Annotated in this window: 21 protein-coding genes; 13 read left to right on the top strand and 8 right to left on the bottom strand. The window is 70.9% G+C overall.

What is annotated here, in order from left to right; genetic code table 11:
* The first annotated feature begins 160 nt into the window (after positions 1 to 160).
* Both ACZ7M3_RS28015 and purU read left to right on the top strand, forming a co-directional pair.
* Positions 161 to 607, top strand: coding sequence for an SCO4402 family protein (locus ACZ7M3_RS28015; RefSeq protein WP_099942004.1), 447 nt, complete (start codon positions 161 to 163; stop codon positions 605 to 607).
* An 86-nt stretch (positions 608 to 693) separates the two neighbouring features.
* Entirely contained in the window at positions 694 to 1,575 is an 882-nt protein-coding gene (gene purU, locus ACZ7M3_RS28010) for a formyltetrahydrofolate deformylase (RefSeq protein WP_472066606.1), read from the top strand.
* A gap of 64 nt (positions 1,576 to 1,639) precedes the next feature.
* Here the strand turns inward: purU and ACZ7M3_RS28005 are convergent, their stop codons facing one another.
* Both ACZ7M3_RS28005 and ACZ7M3_RS28000 read right to left on the bottom strand, forming a co-directional pair.
* Positions 1,640 to 3,142, bottom strand: a complete 1,503-nt coding sequence (locus tag ACZ7M3_RS28005) for a maleylpyruvate isomerase N-terminal domain-containing protein (protein ID WP_472066604.1) — start codon at positions 3,140 to 3,142, stop codon at positions 1,640 to 1,642.
* The gene (locus ACZ7M3_RS28000; RefSeq protein WP_097225549.1) at positions 3,139 to 3,720 is read right to left on the bottom strand and encodes a sigma-70 family RNA polymerase sigma factor; all 582 of its coding nucleotides are present in this window, start codon (positions 3,718 to 3,720) and stop codon (positions 3,139 to 3,141) included. The genes ACZ7M3_RS28005 and ACZ7M3_RS28000 overlap by 4 nt, the downstream gene beginning before the upstream one ends.
* A 396-nt stretch (positions 3,721 to 4,116) precedes the next feature.
* Here ACZ7M3_RS28000 and ACZ7M3_RS27995 point away from each other — a divergent pair, with 396 nt between their 5' ends.
* A complete protein-coding gene (locus ACZ7M3_RS27995; protein ID WP_472066602.1) occupies positions 4,117 to 4,500 on the top strand; it encodes an STAS domain-containing protein in 384 nt (127 codons plus the stop codon).
* A 155-nt stretch (positions 4,501 to 4,655) separates the two neighbouring features.
* Complete coding sequence (locus tag ACZ7M3_RS27990) at positions 4,656 to 5,168, top strand: EF-hand domain-containing protein (RefSeq protein ID WP_351312598.1); 513 nt, start codon at positions 4,656 to 4,658, stop codon at positions 5,166 to 5,168.
* A 244-nt stretch (positions 5,169 to 5,412) separates the two neighbouring features.
* On the opposite strand, the gene ACZ7M3_RS27985 is transcribed toward ACZ7M3_RS27990, so the two are convergent.
* A complete protein-coding gene (locus ACZ7M3_RS27985) occupies positions 5,413 to 6,954 on the bottom strand; it encodes a class I adenylate-forming enzyme family protein (RefSeq protein ID WP_472066600.1) in 1,542 nt (513 codons plus the stop codon).
* A gap of 160 nt (positions 6,955 to 7,114) precedes the next feature.
* Between ACZ7M3_RS27985 and ACZ7M3_RS27980 the strand changes: the two genes are divergently transcribed.
* The 4 genes from ACZ7M3_RS27980 to ACZ7M3_RS27965 all read left to right on the top strand — a co-directional run bounded on the left by ACZ7M3_RS27980 (position 7,115) and on the right by ACZ7M3_RS27965 (position 11,369).
* Positions 7,115 to 8,308, top strand: a complete 1,194-nt coding sequence (locus ACZ7M3_RS27980; protein ID WP_472066598.1) for an amidohydrolase family protein — start codon at positions 7,115 to 7,117, stop codon at positions 8,306 to 8,308.
* A 7-nt stretch (positions 8,309 to 8,315) separates the two neighbouring features.
* A complete protein-coding gene (locus ACZ7M3_RS27975; protein WP_351534431.1) occupies positions 8,316 to 9,470 on the top strand; it encodes an acyl-CoA dehydrogenase in 1,155 nt (384 codons plus the stop codon).
* Between the two features lie 10 nt (positions 9,471 to 9,480).
* The gene (locus tag ACZ7M3_RS27970; protein WP_472066596.1) at positions 9,481 to 10,410 is read left to right on the top strand and encodes an acyl-CoA dehydrogenase family protein; all 930 of its coding nucleotides are present in this window, start codon (positions 9,481 to 9,483) and stop codon (positions 10,408 to 10,410) included.
* 476 nt (positions 10,411 to 10,886) lie between these two features.
* Entirely contained in the window at positions 10,887 to 11,369 is a 483-nt protein-coding gene (locus ACZ7M3_RS27965; RefSeq protein ID WP_095854039.1) for an ATP-binding protein, read from the top strand.
* Between the two features lie 479 nt (positions 11,370 to 11,848).
* On the opposite strand, the gene ACZ7M3_RS27960 is transcribed toward ACZ7M3_RS27965, so the two are convergent.
* Positions 11,849 to 12,775, bottom strand: a complete 927-nt coding sequence (locus tag ACZ7M3_RS27960; protein ID WP_472066594.1) for a cyclase family protein — start codon at positions 12,773 to 12,775, stop codon at positions 11,849 to 11,851.
* Between the two features lie 99 nt (positions 12,776 to 12,874).
* Here ACZ7M3_RS27960 and ACZ7M3_RS27955 point away from each other — a divergent pair, with 99 nt between their 5' ends.
* Genes ACZ7M3_RS27955 through ACZ7M3_RS27945 form a run of 3 tightly spaced genes read left to right on the top strand, consistent with a single transcriptional unit; the run spans position 12,875 to position 16,054 of the window.
* Entirely contained in the window at positions 12,875 to 13,789 is a 915-nt protein-coding gene (locus ACZ7M3_RS27955) for an SDR family oxidoreductase (RefSeq protein WP_472066592.1), read from the top strand.
* 59 nt (positions 13,790 to 13,848) lie between these two features.
* Entirely contained in the window at positions 13,849 to 14,994 is a 1,146-nt protein-coding gene (locus tag ACZ7M3_RS27950) for an acyl-CoA dehydrogenase family protein (protein WP_472066590.1), read from the top strand.
* Positions 14,995 to 15,004: 10 nt separating this feature from the next.
* Positions 15,005 to 16,054: a Zn-dependent alcohol dehydrogenase gene (locus ACZ7M3_RS27945; protein ID WP_472066588.1), complete on the top strand. Its 1,050-nt coding sequence runs from the start codon at positions 15,005 to 15,007 to the stop codon at positions 16,052 to 16,054.
* Positions 16,055 to 16,086: 32 nt separating this feature from the next.
* Here the strand turns inward: ACZ7M3_RS27945 and ACZ7M3_RS27940 are convergent, their stop codons facing one another.
* Positions 16,087 to 17,169, bottom strand: a complete 1,083-nt coding sequence (locus ACZ7M3_RS27940; protein WP_472066586.1) for a GlxA family transcriptional regulator — start codon at positions 17,167 to 17,169, stop codon at positions 16,087 to 16,089.
* A 71-nt stretch (positions 17,170 to 17,240) separates the two neighbouring features.
* On the opposite strand from ACZ7M3_RS27940, the gene ACZ7M3_RS27935 reads away from it, so the two are divergent.
* Entirely contained in the window at positions 17,241 to 18,656 is a 1,416-nt protein-coding gene (locus ACZ7M3_RS27935) for an MFS transporter (protein WP_472066584.1), read from the top strand.
* Positions 18,657 to 18,693: 37 nt separating this feature from the next.
* On the opposite strand, the gene ACZ7M3_RS27930 is transcribed toward ACZ7M3_RS27935, so the two are convergent.
* From ACZ7M3_RS27930 to ACZ7M3_RS27920, 3 genes are all read right to left on the bottom strand, one after another.
* Complete coding sequence (locus ACZ7M3_RS27930; protein ID WP_472066582.1) at positions 18,694 to 19,311, bottom strand: flavin reductase family protein; 618 nt, start codon at positions 19,309 to 19,311, stop codon at positions 18,694 to 18,696.
* A gap of 53 nt (positions 19,312 to 19,364) precedes the next feature.
* Positions 19,365 to 20,213 (bottom strand): enoyl-CoA hydratase/isomerase family protein, encoded by an 849-nt coding sequence (locus ACZ7M3_RS27925; protein ID WP_472066580.1) that lies wholly within the window; start codon positions 20,211 to 20,213, stop codon positions 19,365 to 19,367.
* 91 nt (positions 20,214 to 20,304) lie between these two features.
* Positions 20,305 to 22,530: an acetate--CoA ligase family protein gene (locus ACZ7M3_RS27920; RefSeq protein ID WP_452968431.1), complete on the bottom strand. Its 2,226-nt coding sequence runs from the start codon at positions 22,528 to 22,530 to the stop codon at positions 20,305 to 20,307.
* 369 nt (positions 22,531 to 22,899) lie between these two features.
* Here ACZ7M3_RS27920 and ACZ7M3_RS27915 point away from each other — a divergent pair, with 369 nt between their 5' ends.
* A complete protein-coding gene (locus ACZ7M3_RS27915) occupies positions 22,900 to 24,243 on the top strand; it encodes a COG1361 family protein (protein ID WP_472066578.1) in 1,344 nt (447 codons plus the stop codon).
* Positions 24,244 to 24,249 lie beyond the last annotated feature (6 nt).

The following is a 24,249-nucleotide window of genomic DNA, read 5'->3' as shown; positions in this document are numbered from 1 at the left end:
ATTCCGCCACATCACTAACCTCCGTGTGACCAGCGGTCAACGTGAGGTGACGTAGAGGTGAATTGCGGGGGCCGATGATCGCATTTTTGCGGGGAACGTACGATCGACGACTGTGCAAGGTTCGGAGAACTCTTCCCGTCGCGGCCGTCGCTCCTCCACCATGGGCGGCATGCCACTGAACGACATGCCCTGGTGGCGCTGGCGCAGCAATGTGCGCTCCGCGCTGCACATGCTCTCCGACCCCACCTTCCAACGTGATGTCTGGCTCGCCGGGATCGACGGGTACGGGGACGTCACCGACGCCGTGTACCGCCTGGTCGAGGACACCTGGCTGGACAGCTGGTCCGCCGAGAAGTACGTCGGCACGATCTTCCGGGACTCCCAGGAGGCGGCCCTCGTCGACACCGCCGTGCTCCGCGTCCTGCGGATCATGCACCAGGTCGGGCCCGACGCCCCCGTCTCCGCCTACCTCGACCACCAGGGGTGGCCGGAGGCACTGCGGGCGGCGCGTGACGCGCACGTACGTCTCGCAGTGAGCGACGGTGAGGATCCCGACGCTCCGCCGCGGACGCTGGAGGTCCTGCGGATCCTGACGCGGTCGGCGTAGCGTCCGCGCGACGGGACGCTCGGTACCGCGTCCGCGTGGCGGGACGGTTCGTCCGGCGCCGTGCCTCGTATGGGACCCTGTCCTGCATGAACGATCAGTCCACCGGCGCCGTCGCGCCCGCCGAACAGTACGTCCTGACCCTCTCCTGCCCGGACAAGCAGGGAATCGTGCACGCCGTGTCGAGCTACCTCTTCATGACCGGCTGCAACATCGAGGACAGCCAGCAGTTCGGCGACCACGACACGGGACTGTTCTTCATGCGCGTCCACTTCTCGGCGGAGGCGCCGGTGACCGTGGACAAGCTGCGCGCGAGCTTCGCGGCGATCGGTGACTCCTTCCACATGGACTGGCAGCTCAACCGGGCCGAGGACAAGATGCGGGTCGTGCTGATGGTCAGCAAGTTCGGCCACTGCCTGAACGACCTGCTCTTCCGTGCGCGGACCGGCGCGCTGCGCGTCGACATCGCGGCCGTGGTCTCCAACCACACGGACTTCGCCGAGCTCGTGGCCTCGTACGACGTCCCCTTCCACCACATTCCGGTGACGAGGGACACGAAGGCGCAGGCCGAGGCGCAGCTGCTCGAACTGGTCCGCTCCGAAGGCGTCGAACTGGTCGTGCTGGCCCGCTACATGCAGGTGCTCTCGGACGACCTGTGCAAGCAGCTCAGCGGCCGGATCATCAACATCCACCACTCCTTCCTGCCGAGCTTCAAGGGCGCGAAGCCGTACCACCAGGCGCATGCGCGTGGTGTGAAGCTGATCGGCGCGACGGCGCACTACGTCACCGCCGACCTCGACGAGGGGCCGATCATCGAGCAGGAGGTCGAGCGCGTCGGCCACGACGTGACGCCCGACGGACTGGTCGCCATCGGGCGGGACGTGGAGTGCCAGGCGCTGGCGCGCGCGGTGAAGTGGCACGCCGAGCGCCGTATCCTCCTGAACGGCCGCCGCACGGTGGTATTCGCGTAGGGCACGCGGAGGCTTCGCCCCCGGCCCCGGAGATCGTTTCGGCCGCGGAGGGGTGGCGGCCGGTCTACATCCGGCTCAGGGACGCGGCGGCGAAGAGTACGTCTCTGATGGCCTCGCGGTCGCCCACCTGACCCGCCGCCGCTTCCTCCGGCGACACATGCCCCGCCGCCAGCCGACAGAACTCCACCCCGTCCAGCGCGACATGCGCGACCTCGTGCTCGGCGGAGGCGACGCTCGCCGGGGAGTCGAGCGGGATCAGCCACTGGCCCCCACCGGAGCCCTCGATCTCCAGACGCAGACTGCGCCCGGGCGCCCCGGCGGCGACGAGTCGGCGGGGCGCCGGAGCCGACAGCCCCGCCCGCCGCCGCTCGGCGAGCGACACGGGCAGCATCCGCGCCGCCAGGTCGATCATCCGGTGCAGATGACGTGGCGCGGGCGGCTCGTACGGATAGTCCACGGCGTCCGCGATGTCCCCCGCGTGCACCCAGCACTCGAAGGCGCGATCCAGCATCGAGTCGCTGAGCGGCAGTGCGAAACCGCCGTACGACACGGCGAGTCGCCCGGAGCCTCCGCCCGCGAACGACACCGTACGCACGATGTGGTGGCTCTGCTCCCGCCAGGGCGCGCGCACGGCCCGGGTGGGCGGGAAGTGCGAGGCACGCCAGTACGCCTCGGTGCGCTGCGAAGGGGTCGGGGCGCCCGCAGCCGCACCCTCCGCCTCGGTCTTCTCGGCCGTCGCGCCGCCGAGCGGGTCCTCCAGGCCCAGCGCGACCCCCACCAGCCCGTCCACGGAGAGCAGATGCGCGATGACCCCGGCCACGGTCGTACGCCGGCTCACGGGCCCGTCGCCCTCGAACCAGCGCAGCCGCACCGGCGCGTGCCACTCCGCGTCTCCTATGTCCTGCAACAGCGCGTCGAGCCGCGCGGCCTCCGCGTCGTAGGGCGTCGCCCACTCGGGCACCGGGATACGCGCCGGACGCCGGTCCAGGCAGCCCTCCAGGACCCGGGTGCGCAGCGTCGGGTCGAGATCGAGGCTCTCCGGCGGGTGCAGCAGCCCGACCGCCCCGCGCAGCCGCAGCGCCTCGTCCGCGCACGAACCGCACTCCCCGAGGTGCTCCTCGACCGCCGCCGTCTCCTGTGCCGAGCAGGCGGCCAGCGCCCACGCGCCGAGCAACGACTTCAGCACCCGGTGTTCCAGCACGAGCGGCGCGGGTTCCGGCAGCGGCAGTCCGGTGTCCTCGACGGAGGAACGCGGCATGGGGATGCGCGGCGGCTGCCCCGACCCGGCGGGGCCGGTGAACCCACCGCTGCCCCCGGAACTCCCGCCGCCGGCAGGGGCGTCACCATGACTGCCGTCGACGTCGTGGGGCCCGCCGGAACTCCGGTCGGCCGCCTCCTGCGCGCGCCCGCCTCCGTCCCCGCCGTCCCCCTCACCGCCCTGCTCTTTCGCCTCGTGCTCCTCGTGCTCCTTGTGCTCCTCGTGTTCGCCGTGTTCGTCGAGAGGCTTGTCGAAAGGCTCGCCGACGGGCTCGTCGAAGGGCTCGAACCGGTCCGCTCCTCCGCTCACCGCGCACCTCCGTATTCGGGCGGCGTGCCGGAGAGCCCGGCGTCGTGGGCGGTGGACAGCAGTTGCAGGCCGAGGCGGAGCCGGCGGCGGGCCTCGTCCTCGGTGACGCCGAGGTCGGCGGCGGCCTGGCGGTAGTCGCGGCGCTGGAAATACGCCAGCTCCAGGGCGGCCCGCAGTGGGGTCGGCATGGACGTGACGATGTAGTCCGCGCGGGCTGCGACGGAGGCGCTGCGCACCTTGCGTTCCAACTCCTCGGTGGTGCCGCCGCCGTCCAGGGCGAGCGCGGCGGTCTCGGTGGCGCGCAGTCGCTGCACGGCGAGCCGGTGGGTCAGCGTGGCGATCCAGGAACGCAGGGGACCCTGCTTGGGGTCGTACGACTCGGGACTCTGCCAGACGTGGGCGAACACCTCGCGGGTGATGGTGTCGGCGGCCCGTTCGTCGCCGAGGACGCGGTGCGCGAGGCCGTGCACGAGCGAGGCGAACCGGTCGTAGAGCTCACCGAGCGCGGCCGCCTCCCCGCGTGCGAGCCGCTGCTGCATCTTGCGGTCCCAGCGGGGCGGTGCGTCCTTCGTCGCCATGCGGCCCCCTCACTCTGCTCCTGCCCGGCGCCTGTCCCTGCGTCCCTGTCCGTACCTGTCGGCGGCCGGTGTCCCCGTCCAGCCTGTGTGCATCGCTGTCTCGAATGTAGTCGGCACGTCCGACAGCGCACGCCCCTTTACGTCAATGTGCGCCCCTGGACGGGGTGCGGATGGTAGAAGCCCATCGCTTCCCCCCTTGGATTCGATCGAATTGGACCGTACGTGACCACTGAACGACCGAAACGGCTCGGTCGTCCAGCATTTTCGACCGTAGACCGACGTTTCATCGATCGCTCACCGGTGTTTCATGGAACGACGGTGGGGCAGCCGCGCTGAAAGGAAGCGTAAGAAGTGCTTCCGTTTTTTCGGCGGGCGAGGCGAGCGGGAGGCGTTGTGGTGACGCTCAAGGTGACCGACGACGAGTGGGGCGAGTGGGGTGAGTGGGCCGTGCTCCGGGTGTCGGGCGAGATGGATCTCGTGACGTCTCCGGTGCTGCGCCGACGGGTGCACGAGGCGGTGGCGGAGGGTCGCCACAGCCTGGTCCTGGACCTCTCCGAGGTCCTCTTCTGCGACTCCAGCGGCGTCGGCGTCCTCATCGCGACCCGCCGCCTGGTCCGCTCCTGCCAGGGGCGCCTGCGGCTGATCCTGCCGGCCCGGGGCGCGTCCGACGGCTCCCACGTCAACCGCGTTCTCGGGGCCCTCGGCGTGCGCCGACTCTTCGACGTCTATCCGGACGTCGTCTCGGCCGTCGACGAGGAGTCGAGCCCGCTGTCGGCGTGAGCCCGCGCCACACAGTTGTCCGGGAATTCCCTCGGTCTTGGCACAACCGTCGTTTTCCCGCACCCCCGGTTGCCCGGGCGTCGTACGCTCCGTGCCAGATGAAACCGCAGTCCGGCTGAGAGTCCGGCTGAGTTGTGAGGCGGTCCGAGAAGACCATGGTCAGTACCGAGTACGAGCGCAGGATTGCCGCCCGCTTCGCCGGCTTCGACCAGGACGGCAACGGCTACATCGACCGGGAGGACTTCAACGCCGCGACGAAGGCGGTTCTCGCCGAGTTCGATACGGCGGCACGGTCGGACAAGGGTCAGGCCCTGTACGTCGGCGCGGAGGCGTTCTGGCAGGGCATGGCGGGGATAGCGGATCGTGACGGCGATCAGCGCATCACCCGGGAAGAGTTCGTGAACGGCGCCGTGAAGCGGCTGCGCGACAATCCCGACCGCTTCGGGGAGATCGCCCGCCCCTTCCTGCACGCGGCCCTCGCCGTCGCGGACACGGACGGGGACGGCGCGGCCACGGTCGAGGAGGCCGTCCGCGTACTCAGGGCCCTGGGCGTGCCCGACGGCGTCGCGGCCGCGGCGGCCGCCGCGCTCGACACGGACGCCGACGGCCGGATCGGCGAAACGGAGGTCGTCACCTCGTTCGCCCGCTACTTCACGGTCCCGGAGTAGGTTTCGGGTAAACTGCGTGTCGTGCGTTGCGAGAACCAAGCGCGCACGATGTGCTGAGCGAGAATCAAGCTGGCACAGCAAGCCTCCAGACTTCTGGAACCCGGGCTGGTTTCAACCCGGCTGGTGCTGATCGTGGAAGACTCGATCGTTCGCTGAGCGACCGAGCAGCGTGAACCAGGAATCCCCTGCTTCAGTTGGGGGGGAGGATTCAAAGTTCCGGAGTAGACCTGCTCCACAGTTGTCTTCACGGTGCCGGGTCCGGCCCTACAGCCCCGGCACCTCCGGCACGCCCCGAAAACCGCTCCCGGAGCTTGTACTTGAGTACCTTCCGGAGTGTCTCGTTGCGGGGGAGGGCGTCCACCACCTCCAACTGCTCGGGGAGTTTGTGGACGGAGAGTCCCTCCTCGCGCAGGTAGGAGACCACGACGGCGAGCGTCAGTTCGTCGGCGCCCGGTGGCTGTTCGACCACGGCGCAGACCCGCTCGCCGCGGTCGGCGTCCGGGAGGCCGATCACCGCGACGTCGCCGACGGCCGGGTGCCGGTGCAGCAGGTCCTCGATCTCCTTCGCCGAGATGTTCTCGCCCTTGCGGATGATGACGTCCTTCAGGCGCCCGGTGAGGACGAGGTGCCCGCTCTCCGTCAGACGACCGACGTCACCGGTGATCAGGAACCCGTCCTCGTCGAAGGCCTCGGCGGTCTGCGACGGGTCCAGATACCCCTGGCAGACGGCCTCCCCACGCAGCCGTACCTCGCCGTCCACGATCCGTATCTCCATGCCCGCCGGCGGCCGGCCCTCCGTCGTCGCGAGGTTCTCGGCCGTGTCGTCCGGCGCCCCCATCGTGATCATCGGGACCTCGGTCATCCCGTACCCGTGGGTGAGCTGCACGCCCATCTCCCGTACGACGGAGTGGTACACCTCGGGCGGCTTCGGTGCGCCCCCGCCCGCCAGCAGCCGCAGCGTGGGGACGACCGGCTCGGAGGGCCGCTTGCGCTGCTCGGTGAGGAACATCGAGTAGAACGCCGTCGAACCGCCCGCCACCGTCACCCCGTGCCGCCGGTACTCCGCCAGCGCCTCCGGCAGCGCGAAGTGCTCGAACATCACCGCGGGGAAGCCGTACAGCAGCAGCATCACCGTGTAGTCGGGGCCGGCGATGTGTGCGTACGGGAAGGCCATCGAGCCCACGTCGGCGGCCGAAAGGCGCAGCGCGTGGGCGAGACACGACCCGCCCGCGATCAGCGAACGGTCCGTGTGGAGGACCCCCTTGGGGTCGGACGTCGTCCCCGAGGTCCAGTAGATCCAGCGGACCGAGGTGCCCTCGGCGGGCGGAGCGGGCAGCACGGCGGGGTCGCCGTCCGGCAGCACGTCGTACGCCTCGAACACACCCTTCGCACCGAGCCGCCGCGCCATCGCCGTGTGGTCGAACCCGCGCCACTCGCCCGGTACGGCGAAGTACTCGGCCTTGGACTCCCTGAGCGCGAAGCCGACCTCTCGGTCGCGGTAGAAGGGGATCACCGGGGACTGCACGGCGCCGAGGCGGGCCAGGGCGAAGGACAGCAGGGCGGTCTCGATACGGGTGGGCAACTGCCAGGCGACCACCGTGCCGGGGCGTACGCCCAGGTCGTACAGGCCCGCCGCCACCCGTTCGGCGCGGTCGCGCAACTCGCCGAAGCTCAGGGTGCGGTCGCCCTGGAGGAGGACCGGGCGGTCGGGGGTGAGGCCGGCCCGGCGGGCGACCAGTTCCCAGAGGGTGCGGGATGCGCTCAGTGCGTGGGCGGTGTCGTTCACGGCGGCGGCCCCCTGTGACCGTGATGGAGCTGACGGGCAGTCAGATCGTGGGCAGAGCGTAGGGCTCGGCGCCTTGTCGGTCCAGGGGTGCGGGACTAGCCTGCTGAGGAGACGAGAATCTGACGGTCCATCAGATATGCACGTCAGACGGAGGGGAACCATGACCGAACTGCCCCGCATCATCAGCGTCGACGACCATGTGATCGAGCCCGCGCACCTCTTCGAGACCTGGCTGCCGAAGAAGTACCAGGACCGGGGACCCAAGCCCCTCACGGCCGGTATCGGTGAACTCGCCTACGTCGGCGGCAAGTACCAGATCACGATGGACCCGGACGGCCCGCCCACCGACTGGTGGATCTACGAGGACCTCAAGTTCCCGTACAAGCGCAACATCGCCGCCGTCGGCTTCGACCGCGACGAGATGACCCTGGAGGGCATCACGCGCGCGGAGATGCGGCGCGGCTGCTGGGACCCCGTCGAGCGGCTCAAGGACATGGACCTCAACCACGTCGAGGGAAGCCTCTGCTTCCCGACCTTCCCCCGCTTCTGCGGGCAGACGTTCGCCGAGGCGCACGACAAGGAAGTGGCCCTGGCCTGCGTGCGCGCGTACAACGACTGGATGGTCGAGGAGTGGTGCGGCGACAGCGGCGGCCGGCTGATCCCGCTGTGCCTCATCCCGCTGTGGGGCATCGAACTGGCGGTCGCGGAGATCCGGCGCAACGCCGCGCGCGGAGTGAAGGCGGTGACCTTCTCCGAGATCCCCACCCACCTCGGCCTGCCCTCCATCCACTCCGGCTACTGGGACCCGTTCTTCGCGGTCTGCCAGGAGACGGGGACGGTCGTGAACATGCACATCGGTTCCTCGTCGCAGATGCCCGCCGCGTCCCCGGACGCGCCGCCCGCCGTACAGGCCTCGCTGTCCTTCAACAACGCGATGGCCTCGATGATGGACTTCCTCTTCAGCGGGGTGCTGGTGAAGTTCCCACGCCTCAAACTCGCCTACTCGGAGGGGCAGATGGGCTGGATCCCGTACGCCCTGGAGCGCGCCGACGACGTCTGGCAGGAGCACCGCGCCTGGGGCGGCGTCCGGGACCTCATCCCGGAGCCGCCCTCGACGTACTACTACCGGCAGATCTTCTGCTGCTTCTTCCGCGACAAGCACGGCGTCGCCTCGCTGGACGTCGTGGGACGGGACAACGCGACCTTCGAGACCGACTACCCGCACGTCGACTCGACCTTCCCGCACACCAAGGAGGTCGCCCTCGACCATGTGAAGGGCCTCGACGACGAGACCATTTACAAGCTGATGCGCGGGAACGCCATCCGCATGCTCGACCTGGACCTCGACAAGTAGCGGGCCCATGGACCTCACGTACACCCCCGAGGAGGAGGAGTTCCGCGCGCGGCTGCGGGAGTGGCTCGCCGAGGTGCTCCCGTCGCTGCCCCCGAAACCGTCCCCGGACGACTGGCCCGGCCGGCGGGCGTACGACCTCGGGTGGCAGCGGATGCTGTACGACGCCGGGTACGCGGGGCTGCACTGGCCCGTCGACGCCGGGGGCCGGGGCGCCACGCCGACCCAGCACCTCATCTACCTGGAGGAGACGGAAAAGGCGGGCGCCCCCTACGTAGGGGCCAATTTCGTCGGACTACTGCACGCCGGGCCGACCATCGCCTCCGAAGGGACCCCCGCACAGCGGGCGCGCTGGCTGCCGCCGGTGCTGCGCGGCGAGGAGGTCTGGTGCCAGGGGTTCAGCGAACCGGACGCCGGCTCGGACCTCGCGGCACTGCGCACCCGCGCGTGGCGGGACGGCGACGACTACGTAGTGAGCGGGTCCAAGATCTGGACCTCCCACGCCGAGGTCGCCGACTGGTGCGAGCTGCTGGTCAGGACCGACCCGGCGGCCCCGAAACACCGCGGGATCTCGTGGCTCGCGATGCCGATGGACGCGCCCGGGATCACCGTCCGGCCACTGCGCACCCTCGCGGGCTCGACCGAGTTCGCGGAGGTCTTCCTCGACGAGGTGCGGGTGCCCGTCTCCCACCGGGTCGGCGCCGAGAACGACGGCTGGCGCGTGACCATGGTGACCCTGTCGTACGAGCGCGGTACCGCCTTCGTGGGCGAGGTCGTGGCCTGCCGACGGGTGCTCGGGGACGTCGCGCGCGAGGCCCGGAAGAACGGCCGCTGGGACGATCCGGCACTCCGGCGGCGGCTGGGCGGGCTCAACGCGGAGTTCCGTGCGCTGTGGCGCCTCACGCAGTGGAACGTGAGCGAGGCACAGCGGAACGGGGGAGTGCCGGGGGTCGGCGGTTCGGTCTTCAAACTGAGGTACTCACACGCGCGGCAGGAGCTGTACGACGCCGCCGCCGAGGTTCTCGGGCCCGAGGCGCTGGACCTGGGCAGGGAGTGGACCCTCGACCGGCTCAGCTCCCTGTCGTACACCATCGCGGCCGGCACCTCGCAGATCCAGCACAACATCGTGGCCGAGCGGATCCTGGGCCTGCCGAAGGGACGGTGAGAACTTCCCCGTGGACTTCCAACTCACGGACGACCAGCGAGCCTTGAAGACGGGCGTGCGCGAGCTGCTCGCGGCGCGGTTCGGCCGGGAACGGCTGCGCGCCGCCGTGGACGAGGGGCCGCGCCTCGACCGGGCCCTGTGGCGCGAGCTCGGCGAGGCCGGGTTCTTCGCGCTGCGCCTGCCCGAGACGGACGGCGGCGTCGGACTCGGCCTCCCGGAGGCGGTGCTCGCCTTCGAGGAGGCGGGGCGGGTCCTGCTGCCCGGCCCGCTGATCGCCACGCACCTCGCGGCGGGCGTGGTGGACGGGGCCGCCACCGGAGAGACCGTGGTGACGGCCGTCGACGGCGGCGGCCTGGTGGAGTGGCTGGCCGAGGCGGACGTCGTACGCGGGGACGCGACCGGCGCCGAGCCGCTGCGGCCGGTGGACCCCCTGACGCCGCTGCACCGGGTACCCGTATCCGGCGGAGCCGGTCTCACCGACGTGCGCCCCATGAGTTCCACCGGCGCACTCCCCACGGCTCCCCTCACTTCGCTCTTCACGGCGGCCGAACAGCTCGGCACCGCCGCCCGCGCCTGCGAGACGGCCGTGCAACACGCCCGGACCCGCGAGCAGTTCGGGCAGCCGATCGGGGCCTTCCAGGCGGTCAAGCACCTGTGCGCGCAGATGCTGGTGCGGGTGGAACTGGCGCGCGCCGCGGTCTACGCCGCCGCCGTCACGGCCGACCCCGTGGACATCGCGGCGGCCCGGCTGCTCGCCGACGAGGCCGCCGTGCGCGGCGCCCGCGACTGCCTCCAGGTGCACGGCGGCATGGGCTTCACCTGGGAGTCCGACGTCCACCTGTGTCTGAAGCGGGCTTGGACGCGGACTCAACGTACGGGACAGGCTACGGAGAGTGAGGAGTTGTTGGCGGCCGACCTGGTGTCCGGAGTGGGCCGATAGGGCTCTGTGCAGGCACGGTCCGGAAAGGGGTGCGATGAATGTCGCGGATCGTGGCATACCGGAATTACGGAGCGTTGATATCGGGTTGTGTCCTACGCGTGACTTGTCACGGCCTGGAGTCGGCGGCGGGCTCGGGTACCTTGTGTGAGATGCGAGTGGTTCCGAGATCGAGCGATCCCGGTGTTGCCTCTGAGGCCGCGCCGGATCCGGCGATGCTCGCCGCTCGCAAGGCAGTGCGGACCCCCGCGACTGCCTGTTCGACTCCCCGTGGCGAGCGTCGCACAGTATGCCGCACGCGTACTCCTTCGCGCTGGAATATGCCCGAAGCGCTTGTTGGGGTGACTGTACGTCAACCATGCTGTCTCTCAAGGGAATCACGTTCCGTGATCCTGGTTCTGGTCATGCAGGTCATGGCCACGATCGTGGCCCTCGTGAGGCGCGAGGCGATGTGTCCGCCGGTTCGGATGGTGTGAGCGGTGCAGGTGCTTCAAGTGCAGCTGGAGATCCGGCCCGACCCCGCGGAGGTGGGGCGAGCTCGGAGGTGGGCCCGTTCGAGGCTCGCCGGGTCCGGGATAGGGGTCGATGAACCGCTCGCCGAGACGCTGATCCTGCTCGTCTCCGAACTCGTCACCAACGCCGTGGTGCACACCGGCTGTCCGGCCGTGCTGCGGCTGTCCCTGCCGGGCGTCCTCGGTGAGCCCATCGGCACCGTTCGCCTGGAGGTGGCCGACTCCAGCGCCCGCCCCCCGGTACCCCGGCACGCCGAGGGCGACGAGACCAACGGCCGCGGCCTGGAGTTGGTCGACGGCCTGGCGGACCGCTGGGGCTGGAACCCCGAGGGTGCGGGCAAGAGCATCTGGTGCGAGATCGACCGCTGTACGCAGGGCGCCCGGGCGGGGGGCGCGTACGCGGCGTCTCCCTATGAGGACTTCGCGTACGAGGCGTACGAGGCGGTCTAGTCCGCGCCTGCGTCCGTACCCGCTCCCGTACCTCTGGTGCCTCCGGTGCGGGAGCACGGTTCGTGCATCTGTGCACGCGTTCCGTTTCCGCGGCCCGGGTCGGGGCCGAGTGCGCCGGGATGTGCTTCCGTGCGCGCCTTCGCAAAGGGTGCGTAAGTGATAATTCCCCGAACGGGTGTTGACGTGACGTGTCCGTTTGATCACGCTTGTGTTCAGCGATTCGCCGCGAGGGGACGACGAGGGCTTCGGTGACGGGAGCCCTCGGCGAGTGCGGGTCGTGATTCGGCGTCGGCTCCTACAGGGCCAGAGGGAGCGGGGCGGGTACGCCGGAACCGGATGGCGGCGCGCGATGCCGTGCTCGGGGCGCGCAGTGGCGCGCCGCCAGCCGACCCTTTCCCCGGCCGCCGGCCGACCCGTTCCCCAGGGATTCCAGGGACTCCAGGCGCTCATTCGGGACCCCGAGGGGCTCATCCAGGACCTCAGAGGATGGCCACCGGTGCCACGGGGGTACCCGTGCCGCCCACGAAGGGTTCCGGCATCGCGGACAGCAGGAAGGCATAGCGATTCTCTTGTCCACAGGCTGTGGACAACTCTTCGAGATTCCAGTTCTGGCCCTGCAGCATCCCCATCTCGACCAGGTCGAGCGCGTGCACGGGCAGCCACAGGTCCTCGATTTCGGGAGGGAAGATCTCAAAAGTGAGAGTGTCGTTCGCGACGGCCGCGACATCGCGCGCGTGGAACCACTCGGGCGTACGGATCGACAGCCCGGGTGACGGATACCCGTACGCGTGCTTGTCGCCGGCCAGGTAGATCTGGATCTGCCCGGTCCGTACGAGCACGATGTCCCCGGACCGCACCCGCGTGCCCGCCAACTCCTCCGCCGCGTCGAGGTCTTCGGGGGTCACGGCGTGCCCGCCGTCGAGGCGGTCGACGCCCCGCGCGCGCGGGATGTCGAGCAGGACGCCCCGCGAGACGATGTGCCGGGGCTTGTCGATGCCGCTGAACTCGGCGCCGCCGTGCGGGGTGACCGTGCCGGCCGGGCGGCCGTTGTAGAGCTTCCCGGAGTGTGAGACATGGGTGAGCGCGTCCCAGTGGGTCGCCGCCTGGAGCCCCAGGGTCACGGCGTCGTCGCTGCACGCGACCGTTCCCGGACCGAAGATCTCCTGGTTGATCTGCACCATGACGTGCAGCGGATTGACTCGCCCGGGGATCATCCCGGTCTGCACCCCGTCCTGCTGGAGCGGGAGCGCGAGCGGAACACGCCGCCCCGTGCGGACGCAGGCGACGCCCTCTCGTACCACCTCGTCGGTGATCAGGTTCAGGGTCCCGATCTCGTCGTCGGCGCCCCAACGCCCCCAGTTGTTCACGCGCTTGGCGATGTCGTGGAACTCGACCGGAAGTGACATGAGTCCTCCGCGGGGCTTGTCTCCGGGTATCTGACGGGTCGTAGAATCCGAGGAGACCGAATCTAACGGACCGTCAGAAACTGCGGGAAGGGGCCGGACGTGGGGAACTTCTTGGCAGGAAAGGTCGTCGCCGTGACGGGGGCGGGCCGCGGGATCGGCCGCGCCGTCGCGCTCGCCGCGGCCGCCGAGGGCGCACGGGTCGTCGTCAACGACTACGGGGTGTCCATCGAAGGCGCCGAGCCGACGAGTTCGATCGCCGACGCCGTGGTCAAGGAGATCGAGGCGGCGGGCGGGGAAGCGGTCGCGGTGGCCGACGACATCTCCACGATGGCCGGCGGTCAGCGGGTCGTCGACGCCGCGCTGACCTCGTACGGGCGCATCGACGGAGTGGTGTGCGTGGCCGGCATCCTGCGTGAACGGATGCTCTTCAACATGTCCGAGGAGGAGTGGGACCCCGTCGTCGCCACCCATCTGAAGGGCACGTTCACGGTCTTCCGTGCGGCCTCGGCGGTCATGCGCAAGCAGGGCGTGGGCACGCTGATCGGCTTCACCAGCGGCAACCATCAGGGCTCGGTCGCGCAGGCCAACTACAGCGCGGCGAAGGGCGGGATCATCTCGCTGGTCCGCAGCGCGGCACTGGGCCTGCACAAGTACGGGGTGACGGCGAACGCGGTGGCACCGGTCGCCCGTACCCGCATGTCGGCCAATGTCCCCATGGAGCTCAAGGAGATCGGCGAACCGGAGGACGTGGCCGCGCTGGTGGTCTACCTCCTCTCCGACCGTGCCCGCGAGGAACGCATCACCGGGCAGGTCTACACGATCGCCGGCCCGAAGATCGCGGTGTGGGCACAGCCGCGGGAGCTGCGCGCCGGGTACGCGGAGGGCGGCCCCTGGACTCCCGAGCGGATCGCGGACTTCCTGCCGGGGACCGTGGGCGTGGACCCCATGCCCCTGCTGGAGCAGGTGGAGGCGATGGCGCGGGCGGCGGCGCGCAAGGCGCGGCCGAACGCGTGAGGTGCGGCTGAACGCGTGAAGTGCCGTTGTTCTGTTGGGGCCGTGGGCGAGGGGGACACATGGAGTTCGGATTCGACGCCGAGGACGAGGCCTTCCGGCGCACGGCACGGGACTGGCTGACCGCTCACCCGGTCGGTGAGCCGGTCGTCCGCCAGGACTGGGAACGGGAACTGGGCCGGGGCGGCTGGATCGGCCTGGGCTGGGCGGAGGAGGGCTACGGCAACCGGCGGGCGAGCTTGACCCAACAGGTCGTCTGGGCCGAGGAGTACGCCCGTTCCAAGGCCCCGGCCCGCTCGGGCCACATCGGCGAGAAGCTCCTCGCCCCCACCCTCATCGCCCACGGGACCCCGGAACAGAAGGACCGCTTCCTGCCCCCGGTCGCCCGCGGCGAGGAACTCTGGTGTCAGGGATACAGCGAGCCCGGCGCGGGCTCGGACCTGGCGGGGATCCGTACGGCGGCGGTACGGGACGGTGACACGTACCGCGTCAGCGGCCAGAAGATCTGGACCTCGCTCGCCCACGAGGCGGACTGGTGCTTCGTCCTCGCCCGTACGGAACCGGGGTCGACCCGCCACCACGGCCTGTCCTTCCTTCTCGTCCCGATGGACCAGCCCGGCCGCGTCGAGGTCCGCCCGATCCGCCAGCTCACCGGCACGAGCGAGTTCAACGAGGTCTTCTTCGACGGGGCGGTGGCCCGCGCCGAACACGTGGTCGGCGGTGCGGGCGACGGCTGGAAGGTCGCCATGAGCCTCCTCGGTTTCGAACGAGGGGTCTCGACCCTGGCCCAGCAGATCGGGTTCGCGCAGGAGCTGGGCCGGGTGATCGAGACGGCCGTCGCCACGGGCGCCGCGGCCGACCCGGTCGTCCGCGACCACCTCGTACGCCAGTGGGCGGAGTTGCGCACGATGCGCTGGAACGCCCTGCGGACGCTGGGCGGTTCGGGCGACGCGGGCGCGCCCAGCGTCGCCAAGCTGCTGTGGGGCCGCTGGCACCAGCGGCTCGGTGAACTGGCGGTACGGGTACGGGGTGCGGAAGCCGCGACCGGCCCCGCCGACTGGTCGGCCGTGGCCCCGTACGAACTCGACTCCTCTCAACACCTGTTCCTGTTCAGCCGGGCCGACACCATCTACGGCGGCTCGGACGAGATCCAGCGCACGATCATCGCCGAGCGCGTGCTCGGTCTGCCGAGGGAACCCAAGGGTTGAGGGAGGCGCGATGCGAGGCGTGATCTTCGACGGCGAGCGGACCCAGGTCGTGGACGACCTGGAGATACGGGATCCGGGGCCCGGCGAGGTGCAGGTCGCGATCTCCGCGGCCGGGCTGTGCCACAGCGACCTGTCGGTCGTGGACGGGACGATCCCCTTTCCCGTCCCCGTGGTCCTGGGACACGAGGGCGCGGGGGTCGTCGAGGCGGTGGGCGCGGGCGTCGGCCATGTCCGCCCCGGCGACCATGTCGCGCTCTCCACGCTCGCCAACTGCGGGGCGTGCGCGGAGTGCGACCGGGGGCGGCCGACGATGTGCCGCAAGGCGATCGGGATGCCGCGGCAGCCGTTCGCGCGGGGCGGGCGGCCGCTGTACCAGTTCGCGTCCAACTCCGCGTTCGCGGAACGGACGGTGGTGAAGGCCGTCCAGGCCGTCCGCATCCCCAAGGACATCCCCCTCCCGTCCGCCGCGCTGATCGGATGCGGCGTCCTGACGGGAGTGGGCGCGGTCCTGAACCGCGCGAGGGTGGACCGGGGGGACACCGTCCTCGTCATCGGCACCGGCGGAATCGGGCTCAACGTTCTCCAGGGCGCGCGGATCGCGGGCGCCCTGAAGATCGTCGCGGTCGACGCCAACCCGGCGAAGGAGGCCGTGGCCCGGCGCTTCGGCGCGACGCACTTCCTGACGTCGACGGAGGCCGTGAAGGACATCCTTCCCACGGGGGCGGACCACGCCTTCGAATGCGTCGGCCGCGTCGAACTCATCCGCCAGGCCATCGACCTGCTGGACCGCCACGGCCAGGCGGTCCTGCTCGGCGTACCCCCGGCCACGGCCGAGGCGTCCTTCCTCGTCTCCTCCATGTACCTCGACAAGTCCGTCCTGGGCTGCCGATACGGCTCCTCCCGTCCCCAGCGTGACATCGCCCTGTACGCCGACCTCTACCGAGAAGGCCGCCTCCTCCTGGACGAACTGGTCACCCAGACCTACCCGGTGGAGGACTTCGACAAGGCGGCGCAGGATGCGGAGGGGGGGAAGGTGGCGCGGGCGGTGCTGACGTTCTAGGGGGTTCGGAGGCCCCCGCCACCGGACCGCGCTCAACGCACGGCCCCAAGAGGGGCGACGTCACCCCCACCCGATCCCTCACCGAGCCTCTCACCCGGACCCCTGCCGAGGCCCTCGGCTGTGGAGGCCCCGGAGCTCTGGAAGGTGCGCCGATACGCGGTGGGGGTGACCCCGAGCACCGCCTGTAGGTGCTGGCGCATCGACTGGGCCGTGCCGAAGCCGGCGTCCCGCGCGACCTGGTCGATGGACAGGTCGCTGGTCTCCAGCAGGTGCCGGGCCCGTTCGATGCGCTGCTGGGTCAGCCAATGCCCGGGGCTGACCCCGACCTCCTCGCGGAAGCGGCGCGTGAAGGTGCGTACGGACATGGCTTCCTGTTCGGCCATGTCGCGCAGCTGGATCGGCTCGTGGAGGCGGGCCAGCGCCCAGGCGCGGGCGGCGGTCGTGGTCGCCGCCTGCGGCTCCGGCACCGGCCGCTGGATGTACTGCGCCTGCCCGCCGTCGCGGTGCGGGGGTACGACGGTGCGGCGGGCCACGTCGTTGGCGACGGCGGTGCCGTGGTCACGGCGTACGAGATGGAGGCACAGGTCGATTCCCGCGGCGACGCCGGCGGAGGTGAGGACGTCGCCGTCGTCGACGAAGAGCACTTCGGCGTCGACCTTGATCTTCGGGAAGAGCCGCTGGAAGTGCTCGGCGTGCATCCAGTGGGTGGTGGCCGGGCGCTCGTCGAGGTAGCCCGCGGCGGCGAGGATGTAGCTGCCGGTGCAGATGGAGACGAGGCGGGTGCCGGGGCGGATGTGGGCGAGGGCGGCGGTCAGTTCGGGGGTGAGGATGCCTTCCTCGTGGACGGGGCCGAGTTCGTAGGAGGCGGGGATGACGACGGTGTCGGCGGTGGCGAGGGCCTCGGGGCCGTTCGCGACGAGGACGGCGAAGTCGGCGTCCGTCTCGACGGGGCCGGGCGGCCGGACCGAGCAGGTGACGATCTCGTACAGCGGCCGCCCGTCGGTGTCGCGTGCCTTGCCGAAGATGCGCTGCGGGATGCCGAGCTCGAAGGGCAGCAGCCCGTCGAGGGCGAGGACGACGACGCGGTGGCGAGGATGCGTACCCTGAGAGGCCATGGCCCGATCTTAGCGAATGCTGTCCTTCGGGCCACTCGTTGGCGCGAGTGGCAGGCCCGAAACTCTATGTCGTGACCCAGACAACCGATGCCGCCTCCCCGGGGGGCGCCGCAGCCGCGGAGGACCCCCGCCCCACCGAGCCGACCGACTCCACCGACTCGATCGAGCCGACCGACTCCACCGAGCCGACCGACTCCACCGAGGCGACCCGCGCGGCCGCCCCACGCGTCCGCATCCACCGCGCCTGGTTCGTCGCCGCCGTCACCTTCGTGACGATCATCGGTGCGGCGGCCTTCCGTTCGCTGCCGGGTCTGCTGATCGACCCGCTGCACCAGGAGTTCCACTGGTCGCGCGGCACGATCGGTGCGGCGGTGTCCATCAACCTCGCGCTGTACGGGCTGACGGCGCCGTTCGCGGCGGCACTGATGGACCGCTTCGGCATCCGGCGGGTGGTGGCGGTCGCCCTGATGGTGATCGCGCTCGGTTCCGGTCTGACCGTGTGGATGACGGCGGCCTGGCAGTTGCTGCTCTGCTGGGGCCTGTTGGTCGGCCTGGGGTCCGGTTCCATGGCGCTGGCCTTCGCGGCGACGGTCACCAACCGCTGGTTCACGGCGCGCAAGGGCCTGGTCACGGGCATCCTGACGGCGGCCTCGGCGTCCGGCCAGCTGATCTTCCTGCCGCTCCTCTCCTGGATCGTCACGCAGCACGACTGGCGCCCGGCCGCGGTGACGGTGGCCCTCGCGGCGCTCGCGGTCGTCCCCTTCGTATGGCTGCTGCTGCGGGACCACCCGGCGGACGTGGGCGTGAAGCCGTACGGGTCGGCGGAGTTCGTACCGAAGCCCGCGCCCGTGCAGGGCGCCGCCCGGCGCGCGGTGACGATCCTGCTCTCCGCCGTCCGCACCGGCCCGTTCTGGCTGCTGGCCGGCACCTTCGCGATCTGCGGCGCCTCGACGAACGGCTTGGTCCAGACGCACTTCGTGCCCGCGGCCCACGACCACGGGATGCCCATCACGGCTGCGGCCTCGCTGCTCGCGGTCATCGGGGTCTTCGACGTGGTCGGAACGGTCGCCTCCGGCTGGTTCACCGACCGCTTCGAACCGCGCCGACTGCTCGCCGTCTACTACGCGCTGCGCGGCATCTCTCTCCTCTTCCTCCCCATGCTCCTCGCCCCCTCCGTTCATCCCCCGATGATCTTCTTCATCGTCTTCTACGGCCTCGACTGGGTCGCCACCGTCCCGCCCACCCTGGCCCTGTGCCGCGAGCAGTACGGCGAGGACAGCGCCATCGTCTTCGGCTGGGTCCTCGCCTCCCACCAGGTCGGCGCCGCCCTCGTCGCCTTCCTCGGCGGTGTGGCGCGGGACGCGTTCGGCTCGTACGACGTGGTCTGGTACGCCTCGGGCGCGCTGTGCGCGGCGGCGGCCCTGATGGCACTGGTGATCCGACGACGCCCCGCGACGGGCACCCCCGCGACACCGGCGATCGCCTGACGACTTCGGCACTCCGACCGGGCGGCCTGCCACCGAACTAGAGGAACCGCCCCTTGTGGAACAGCAGCGGCGCGACGTCGTCACCGTCGCTCGCGCCGAGCGCGTCCACCCGTCCCACCACGATCAGATGGTCCCCACCGGTGTGCACCGCGTGGATCGTGCAGTCGACCCAGGCCGCGGCCCCCGCGAGACGCGGCGAACCGGAAACGGGCGCCGCGTCGTACACGACCCCGGCGAACTTGTCCGCCCCGCTCACCGCGAACCCGCGGCACAGCGCGCCCTGGTGCGCCCCCAGCATGTTCACACAGAACACGCCCGCGCGGGCGATCCGCGGCCAGGTCGCCGACGTACGCCCCACCATGAAGCAGACCAGGGGCGGATCGAGCGAGAGCGACGCGAACGACTGACAGGCGAACCCGGCCGGTCCCCCGCCCCCCGCCTCGCCCTCGACGCCCGGCGCGGTGATGACGGTGACACCCGTCGCGAAGTTCCCCAACACCCGCCGAAACGCCGCCTGATCGACCGGCGCCCGCTCATCGTCCCCCACCGCGCGCAGCTCAGGCCGCGGCAGCGCCTCAACCCGCCCCGCGACGGTGGAAGCCCCGGCCGACCTGAGATAACGGACGGCGGCGGCCGCCATCCCTGCGTGTCCCATCACACCATCCATTGAAGCTGACGGAGTGTCAGATAGGAAGGGGCGGGACTGACTCAGCGGCCCCGGTAGTGGGGGGTTCGGCGTTCCGTGAAGGCGGCTACGCCCTCCGTCGCGTCCGTCGTGGTCATGTTGATCTCCTGGGCGGCGGCTTCGGCGGCGAAGGCGGTGGTGCGGTCGGTGTCGAGGGAGGCGTTGACCAGCTGTTTGGTGAGGGCGAGGGCGCGGGTCGGGCCGGTGGCCAGGCGCTCGGCCCAGTCGCGGGCGGTCTTCTCCAGATCGTCCGGTGGTACGACCCTGTTGACGAGCCCCAGCCGCGCCGCGTCCGCCGCCGCCAGGGCGTCGCCGAAGAACATCAGTTCCTTGGCGCGCTGGGGGCCGATGAGCCGGGGCAGCAGGTACGCGCCGCCGCCGTCGGGGACCAGGCCGCGGCGTACGAACACCTCGATGAACTTGGCGGAATCGGCGGCGAGTACGAGGTCGCAGGCGAGGGCGAGGTGGGCGCCGAGGCCTGCCGCGGTGCCGTTGACCGCCGCGATCACGGGCTTCTCGCAGTCGAGGACCGCGCCGATCAGACGCTGGGCGCCGAGCCGGATCGTGCGGGCCACGTCCCCGGCCACCCGCTCCCCGGCCGGCGGCCTCCCGGTCGACGATCCCCCGCGCAGGTCCGCGCCCGCGCAGAAGCCACGGCCGGTCGCCGTGATCACGACGGCCCGTACGTCCGGGTCGGAGGAGGCGTGGGAGAGGTGCTGGATGAGGCGTTCGCGCTGGTCAGGGGTGATGGCGTTGAGGGCTTCGGGGCGGTTGAGGGTGATCCACGAGACGTGATTGTCAGTGGCGTGCAGTACCAATGAGTCGACGGGATCGGGAGATTTCTCGGCAGATTTCTCGGGGGAGGATGTCATGGGGATGCTCCGGTTTTTACGGGGGATGGTGCGGCTGGGGGTGGGGCTGCGGTCGGCGCCGGCGCCGCGGCGGGCGCGGGAGCGCCGGGGCTCAGCGGCAGACGACCAGCGCGTCCAGCGCCACCGCTCCCTGCCCCCTGGGCAGCACCATCAGCGGGTTGATGTCGAGCTCGGCGATGTCGTCCCCGAGTTCCAGCGCCATCCGCTGTACGCGCATGACGACCTCGATCAGCGCGTCCACATCCACCGGCGGCCCCCCGCGCACGCCCTCCAGAAGAGCCCGCCCGCGCAGCTCGCCGAGCATGCCCCGCGCTTGGTCCTCGCCGAACGGCGGCACGCGGACGGCCGCGTCCCGCAGCACCTCGACGAGCACGCCGCCAAGCCCGACGGTCACGGTCGGCCCGAAGAGCTGGTCGTGCGTGACGCCCACGACCATTTCCACACCCCGCTCGACCATCTGGCACACCAGCACCCCGTCGAGCGAGATCCCCTCGTAGCGCGCGATGTCGGTGAGCTCGCGGTAGGCGTCCCTGACCTGGCTGGCGGAGGTCAGTCCGATCTTCACCAGACCCAGTTCGGTCTTGTGGGCGATCTGGGCGCCGGACGCCTTCATCACCACGGGGTAGCCGACGAGACTCGCCGCGCGCACGGCCGCCGCCGCGCTGGTCACCAACTGTTCGCGCGGCACCCGGATCCCATAGGCGCGCAGCAGCTGCTTCGCCGCGTGCTCGCTCAGCTGCTGCCCCGGCCGCATCAGCGCCTGCGTCTTGCGGAAGGACGGCGAGGGAGTGCGGGGCGCCTCGTCGAAGGGGGAGCGGTAGGCGGCGACGAACCGGTGGTGGTCCAGGTAGGCGCGCACGGCCGTGATGCAGTTGGCGAAGGTCCGGAAGGTGGCGACCTTCGACGAGCCGAGCAGCGTCTCGCGGTACGCGGCCTCGGTGCCGACCGGCGAGCCCCACACCACGCACACCAGCTTGTCCGACTGTTCCGCCGCGTCCACCAGGTCCTGCGCGAGCTTGTCGCTCATGGGAGGAAAGGGCCCGGTGATCGGACAGATCAGTACGCCGACCTCCGGGTCGGCGAGGATCGCGTCGATGATCTTCCGCCCGCGCCAGTCGCCGACCGGGTGCCCGCCGTTGTCGACGGGATTGGTCACGCTCAGGTACTCGGGTATCCACTGGTGCAGCTCGGCCTGCTTGGGGGCGGAGAGACGCGGCAGAGGCAGCCCCGCCGCCGTCGCCAGGTCGGCGAAGTGCGCCCCCGTGCCGCCCGAGATCGAATAGACGACGACACCCTCGGCCCGCGGGGCGCGGGAGCGGGCCAACAGGGCGGCGGTGTCCTGGAGTTCGTCGAGCCCGTCGACGCGGATCACGCCGTACTGCCGCATCGCCGCGTCCACCACGGTGTCGGCGCCGGTCAGCTTGCCGGTGTGTGAGGCGGCGGTGCGGGCGCCGGTCTCGGTGCGGCCGACCTTGACGGCGACGACGGGCACTCCGCGGCGGGCGGCGCGGTCGGCGGCGAGCAGAAAGGAGCGTCCGTCCTTCAGCCCCTCGACGTAGCAGGCGATCGCGCCGATCTCCGGCTGCTCGGAGAAGTAGGAGATGAAGTCGGCGGTCTCGAGGTCGGCCTCGTTGCCGGTGGGCGCCCAGTGGGAGAGCCGTACGCCCAGCTCCTGCATCGCGAACACCGGCCGGCCCTGGTGTCCGGACTGGGTGATGAGGGCGATCGCGGGACCGTCGAGATCGTCGCGGAACTTCTCGAAGGCGTTGAGGTTGGTGTTGGGCCCGAGGAGCCGGAGGCCGGCGCGGCGGACGGCGGCGGCGAGGTGGGCCTGCGCGGCGGCGCCCTCGGCCCCGGTCTCGGCGAATCCGGAGGCGAAGGCGACGGCGAACTTCACCTTGGCCTCGGCCAGTTCCCCGATCACGGGGAGCGGGTCGCCGACGAGGAGCACGGCCAGATCGACCTGCTCGGGCAGGTCGGCGAGGGAAGGGGAACAGGGGATGCCGAAGACGGACTGACGGGTGGGGTGCACGGGGTGCAGCCGGGCGCCGACCCGCTCGGCCCAGGCGATCAGCTGCCGGGTGATGCCGGTGTTCGGCCGGCCCTCGGCGTCCGAGGCGCCGACGACGGCCACGGACTCGGGACGGAAGAAGCGGTCCAGATCGGGTACGTCGGCGTACAGCGGACGACCGCTGACGTCCAGGTCGTCGACGTCGGCCGGGCGGCCGTGCACGACGGGTGAGGGCTGCTCGCCGCAGGCGATGACGCGGGCCCGGCGGGAGTCGGTGGTGAGGGTGCCGTGGGTTGATCCAAGCATCGGTCCGCCCGCTCCTGTGTGACAGCCAATTAACTGACGCTCTGTCAGATTACTTAACTGACGCCGCGTCAGGAACCATCGTGCAAGCAAAAGGCTGGGCGACGGGCGGTTATCGGGGCCCGGATGCCGCGCGGCCGGTCGTGCGGAACGTCGTGCGGGACGTTGTGTGGAGCGTTGTGCGGGACGTCGTGGGGACGTTGTGCGCCGGGGACCTGGTTCGTACCCGCCGCGCGAGGGGCCGGAACCCGTGGGGGCGCCGCACAACCATCAACTCCCGCTGATCGTCTATGACATGGCCCTGTCGGCTCGCGCCGGTCAGCCACCGCTTCTGTCCTTTTCCTCACTTTTCTTCGCACTCTTGGGGATGTCATGAGACCTGTCTCCCTCGGCCGCGCGCTGCGGCTCGGAGCCTGTACGACGCTCGCGGCCGGACTCGTCACCGTGGGGCTCACCGCCGCCCCCGCGCTGGCCGAGACCGAGTCCGACCAGTTGTGGATCGACGCACCCTCCGAGCAGACCCTGCCGCTCGGCACGGACGGCGGCGCGCCGCAGAGCCGGACGCTCGACGTGGGGATCTACCACGACAACGGCCACTTCACGGTGACCGACGGCAAGGTGACCGTCGACGCCTCCGGACTGGCCGGGGTCGGCGAGGTGACCTGGCCGGACAACTGCGCGCCGAACGGCACGACCGCGGTGTGCAGCGTGCCGGACGTGCCCGTGATCGGGTCCGACTACAGCCGGCAGATCCACCTCGGGATCCGCGCGGCCGACGGTGCGCGGGCCGGGGCGCAGGGCAGGATCACCTACGGGGCGACGGCCACCGGCGGCCCCGACGGCACGCTCACCGCGCCCGAGGACAGTTTCGAGACCGACTTCACGGTCGCCTCGGGCCCCGACCTCTCCCTCGCCTCCGTCGCCGGCGTCGAGCACGCGCAGCCGGGTGGCACCGAGACGATCCCCTTCGCGCTGACCAACAAGGGCAACGAGAGCGCGCACGGCGTCACGGTGAAGATGACGGCGTCGTACGGGCTGGACTTCCTGAACAAGTACGACGCCTGCACCTACACGCGGTCGGGCGGTGACGAGTACGCGCCGATGGCGCACGCGACCTGCACGTTCGACCAGGTGCTGGCCCCCGGCGACTCCTTCGAGCTGCCCGCGCCGCTGCAGCTGGCGATCGCGCGGCACGCGCTGAACGACCGGCTGGACATCAGTGTCGACCCGGCCGACGGCGCGACCGACCTCGCGAGCCGCGACAACTACGCGGCTCTGCAGATCGGCACGGACAACACCGCCGACTTCTCGGTGACCGGCGCCGCGGTCGCCGGTACGGCGGGCCAGACGGTGACCGCCCCGCTCACCTTCAAGAACAACGGCCCGGCCTGGTTCGCGAACCTCGGCTCCGGCGACCCGGCCGCCAAGGTCAGGCTGATCGTCCCGACCGGGACGACGGTCACCGGCGTCCCCGCGGACTGCGTCCCGCACACCCTCACGGGTGGGTACTACGAGAAGCGGACGGGCGCCCCGCGTTACGACTGCGCACTCCCGTACTGGGTGTCCGAGAACACCGAGCGCACGTACGCCTTCCAGCTGCGGATCGACGCGGCGGTGCCCGGCACGACCGGTGAGGTCAGCATCCACCCAGAGTTCGGCGACTTCGCCTTCGACCCGGACACCACGAACAACACGGCGGCTCTCGTCGTCAACTGACGATGG

The sequence above is a fragment of the Streptomyces sp. NPDC111656 genome, from assembly GCF_055656965.1.
The sequence above is the reverse complement of the archived record's forward strand: the minus strand, read 5'-3'. Positions and strand labels throughout refer to the sequence as shown.

What these genes read in the sequence shown, in the direction of transcription:
- ACZ7M3_RS28015 (WP_099942004.1), top strand. Translation starts at nt 161, where the DNA reads ATGGGCGGCATGCCACTGAACGACATGCCCTGGTGGCGCTGGCGCAGC.
- purU (WP_472066606.1), top strand. Translation starts at nt 694, where the DNA reads ATGAACGATCAGTCCACCGGCGCCGTCGCGCCCGCCGAACAGTACGTC.
- ACZ7M3_RS28000 (WP_097225549.1), bottom strand. Translation starts at nt 3,720, where the DNA reads ATGGCGACGAAGGACGCACCGCCCCGCTGGGACCGCAAGATGCAGCAG.
- ACZ7M3_RS27990 (WP_351312598.1), top strand. Translation starts at nt 4,656, where the DNA reads ATGGTCAGTACCGAGTACGAGCGCAGGATTGCCGCCCGCTTCGCCGGC.
- ACZ7M3_RS27980 (WP_472066598.1), top strand. Translation starts at nt 7,115, where the DNA reads ATGACCGAACTGCCCCGCATCATCAGCGTCGACGACCATGTGATCGAG.
- ACZ7M3_RS27975 (WP_351534431.1), top strand. Translation starts at nt 8,316, where the DNA reads ATGGACCTCACGTACACCCCCGAGGAGGAGGAGTTCCGCGCGCGGCTG.
- ACZ7M3_RS27960 (WP_472066594.1), bottom strand. Translation starts at nt 12,775, where the DNA reads ATGTCACTTCCGGTCGAGTTCCACGACATCGCCAAGCGCGTGAACAAC.
- ACZ7M3_RS27950 (WP_472066590.1), top strand. Translation starts at nt 13,849, where the DNA reads ATGGAGTTCGGATTCGACGCCGAGGACGAGGCCTTCCGGCGCACGGCA.
- ACZ7M3_RS27945 (WP_472066588.1), top strand. Translation starts at nt 15,005, where the DNA reads ATGCGAGGCGTGATCTTCGACGGCGAGCGGACCCAGGTCGTGGACGAC.
- ACZ7M3_RS27940 (WP_472066586.1), bottom strand. Translation starts at nt 17,169, where the DNA reads ATGGCCTCTCAGGGTACGCATCCTCGCCACCGCGTCGTCGTCCTCGCC.
- ACZ7M3_RS27930 (WP_472066582.1), bottom strand. Translation starts at nt 19,311, where the DNA reads ATGGGACACGCAGGGATGGCGGCCGCCGCCGTCCGTTATCTCAGGTCG.
- ACZ7M3_RS27925 (WP_472066580.1), bottom strand. Translation starts at nt 20,213, where the DNA reads ATGACATCCTCCCCCGAGAAATCTGCCGAGAAATCTCCCGATCCCGTC.
- ACZ7M3_RS27920 (WP_452968431.1), bottom strand. Translation starts at nt 22,530, where the DNA reads ATGCTTGGATCAACCCACGGCACCCTCACCACCGACTCCCGCCGGGCC.
- ACZ7M3_RS27915 (WP_472066578.1), top strand. Translation starts at nt 22,900, where the DNA reads ATGAGACCTGTCTCCCTCGGCCGCGCGCTGCGGCTCGGAGCCTGTACG.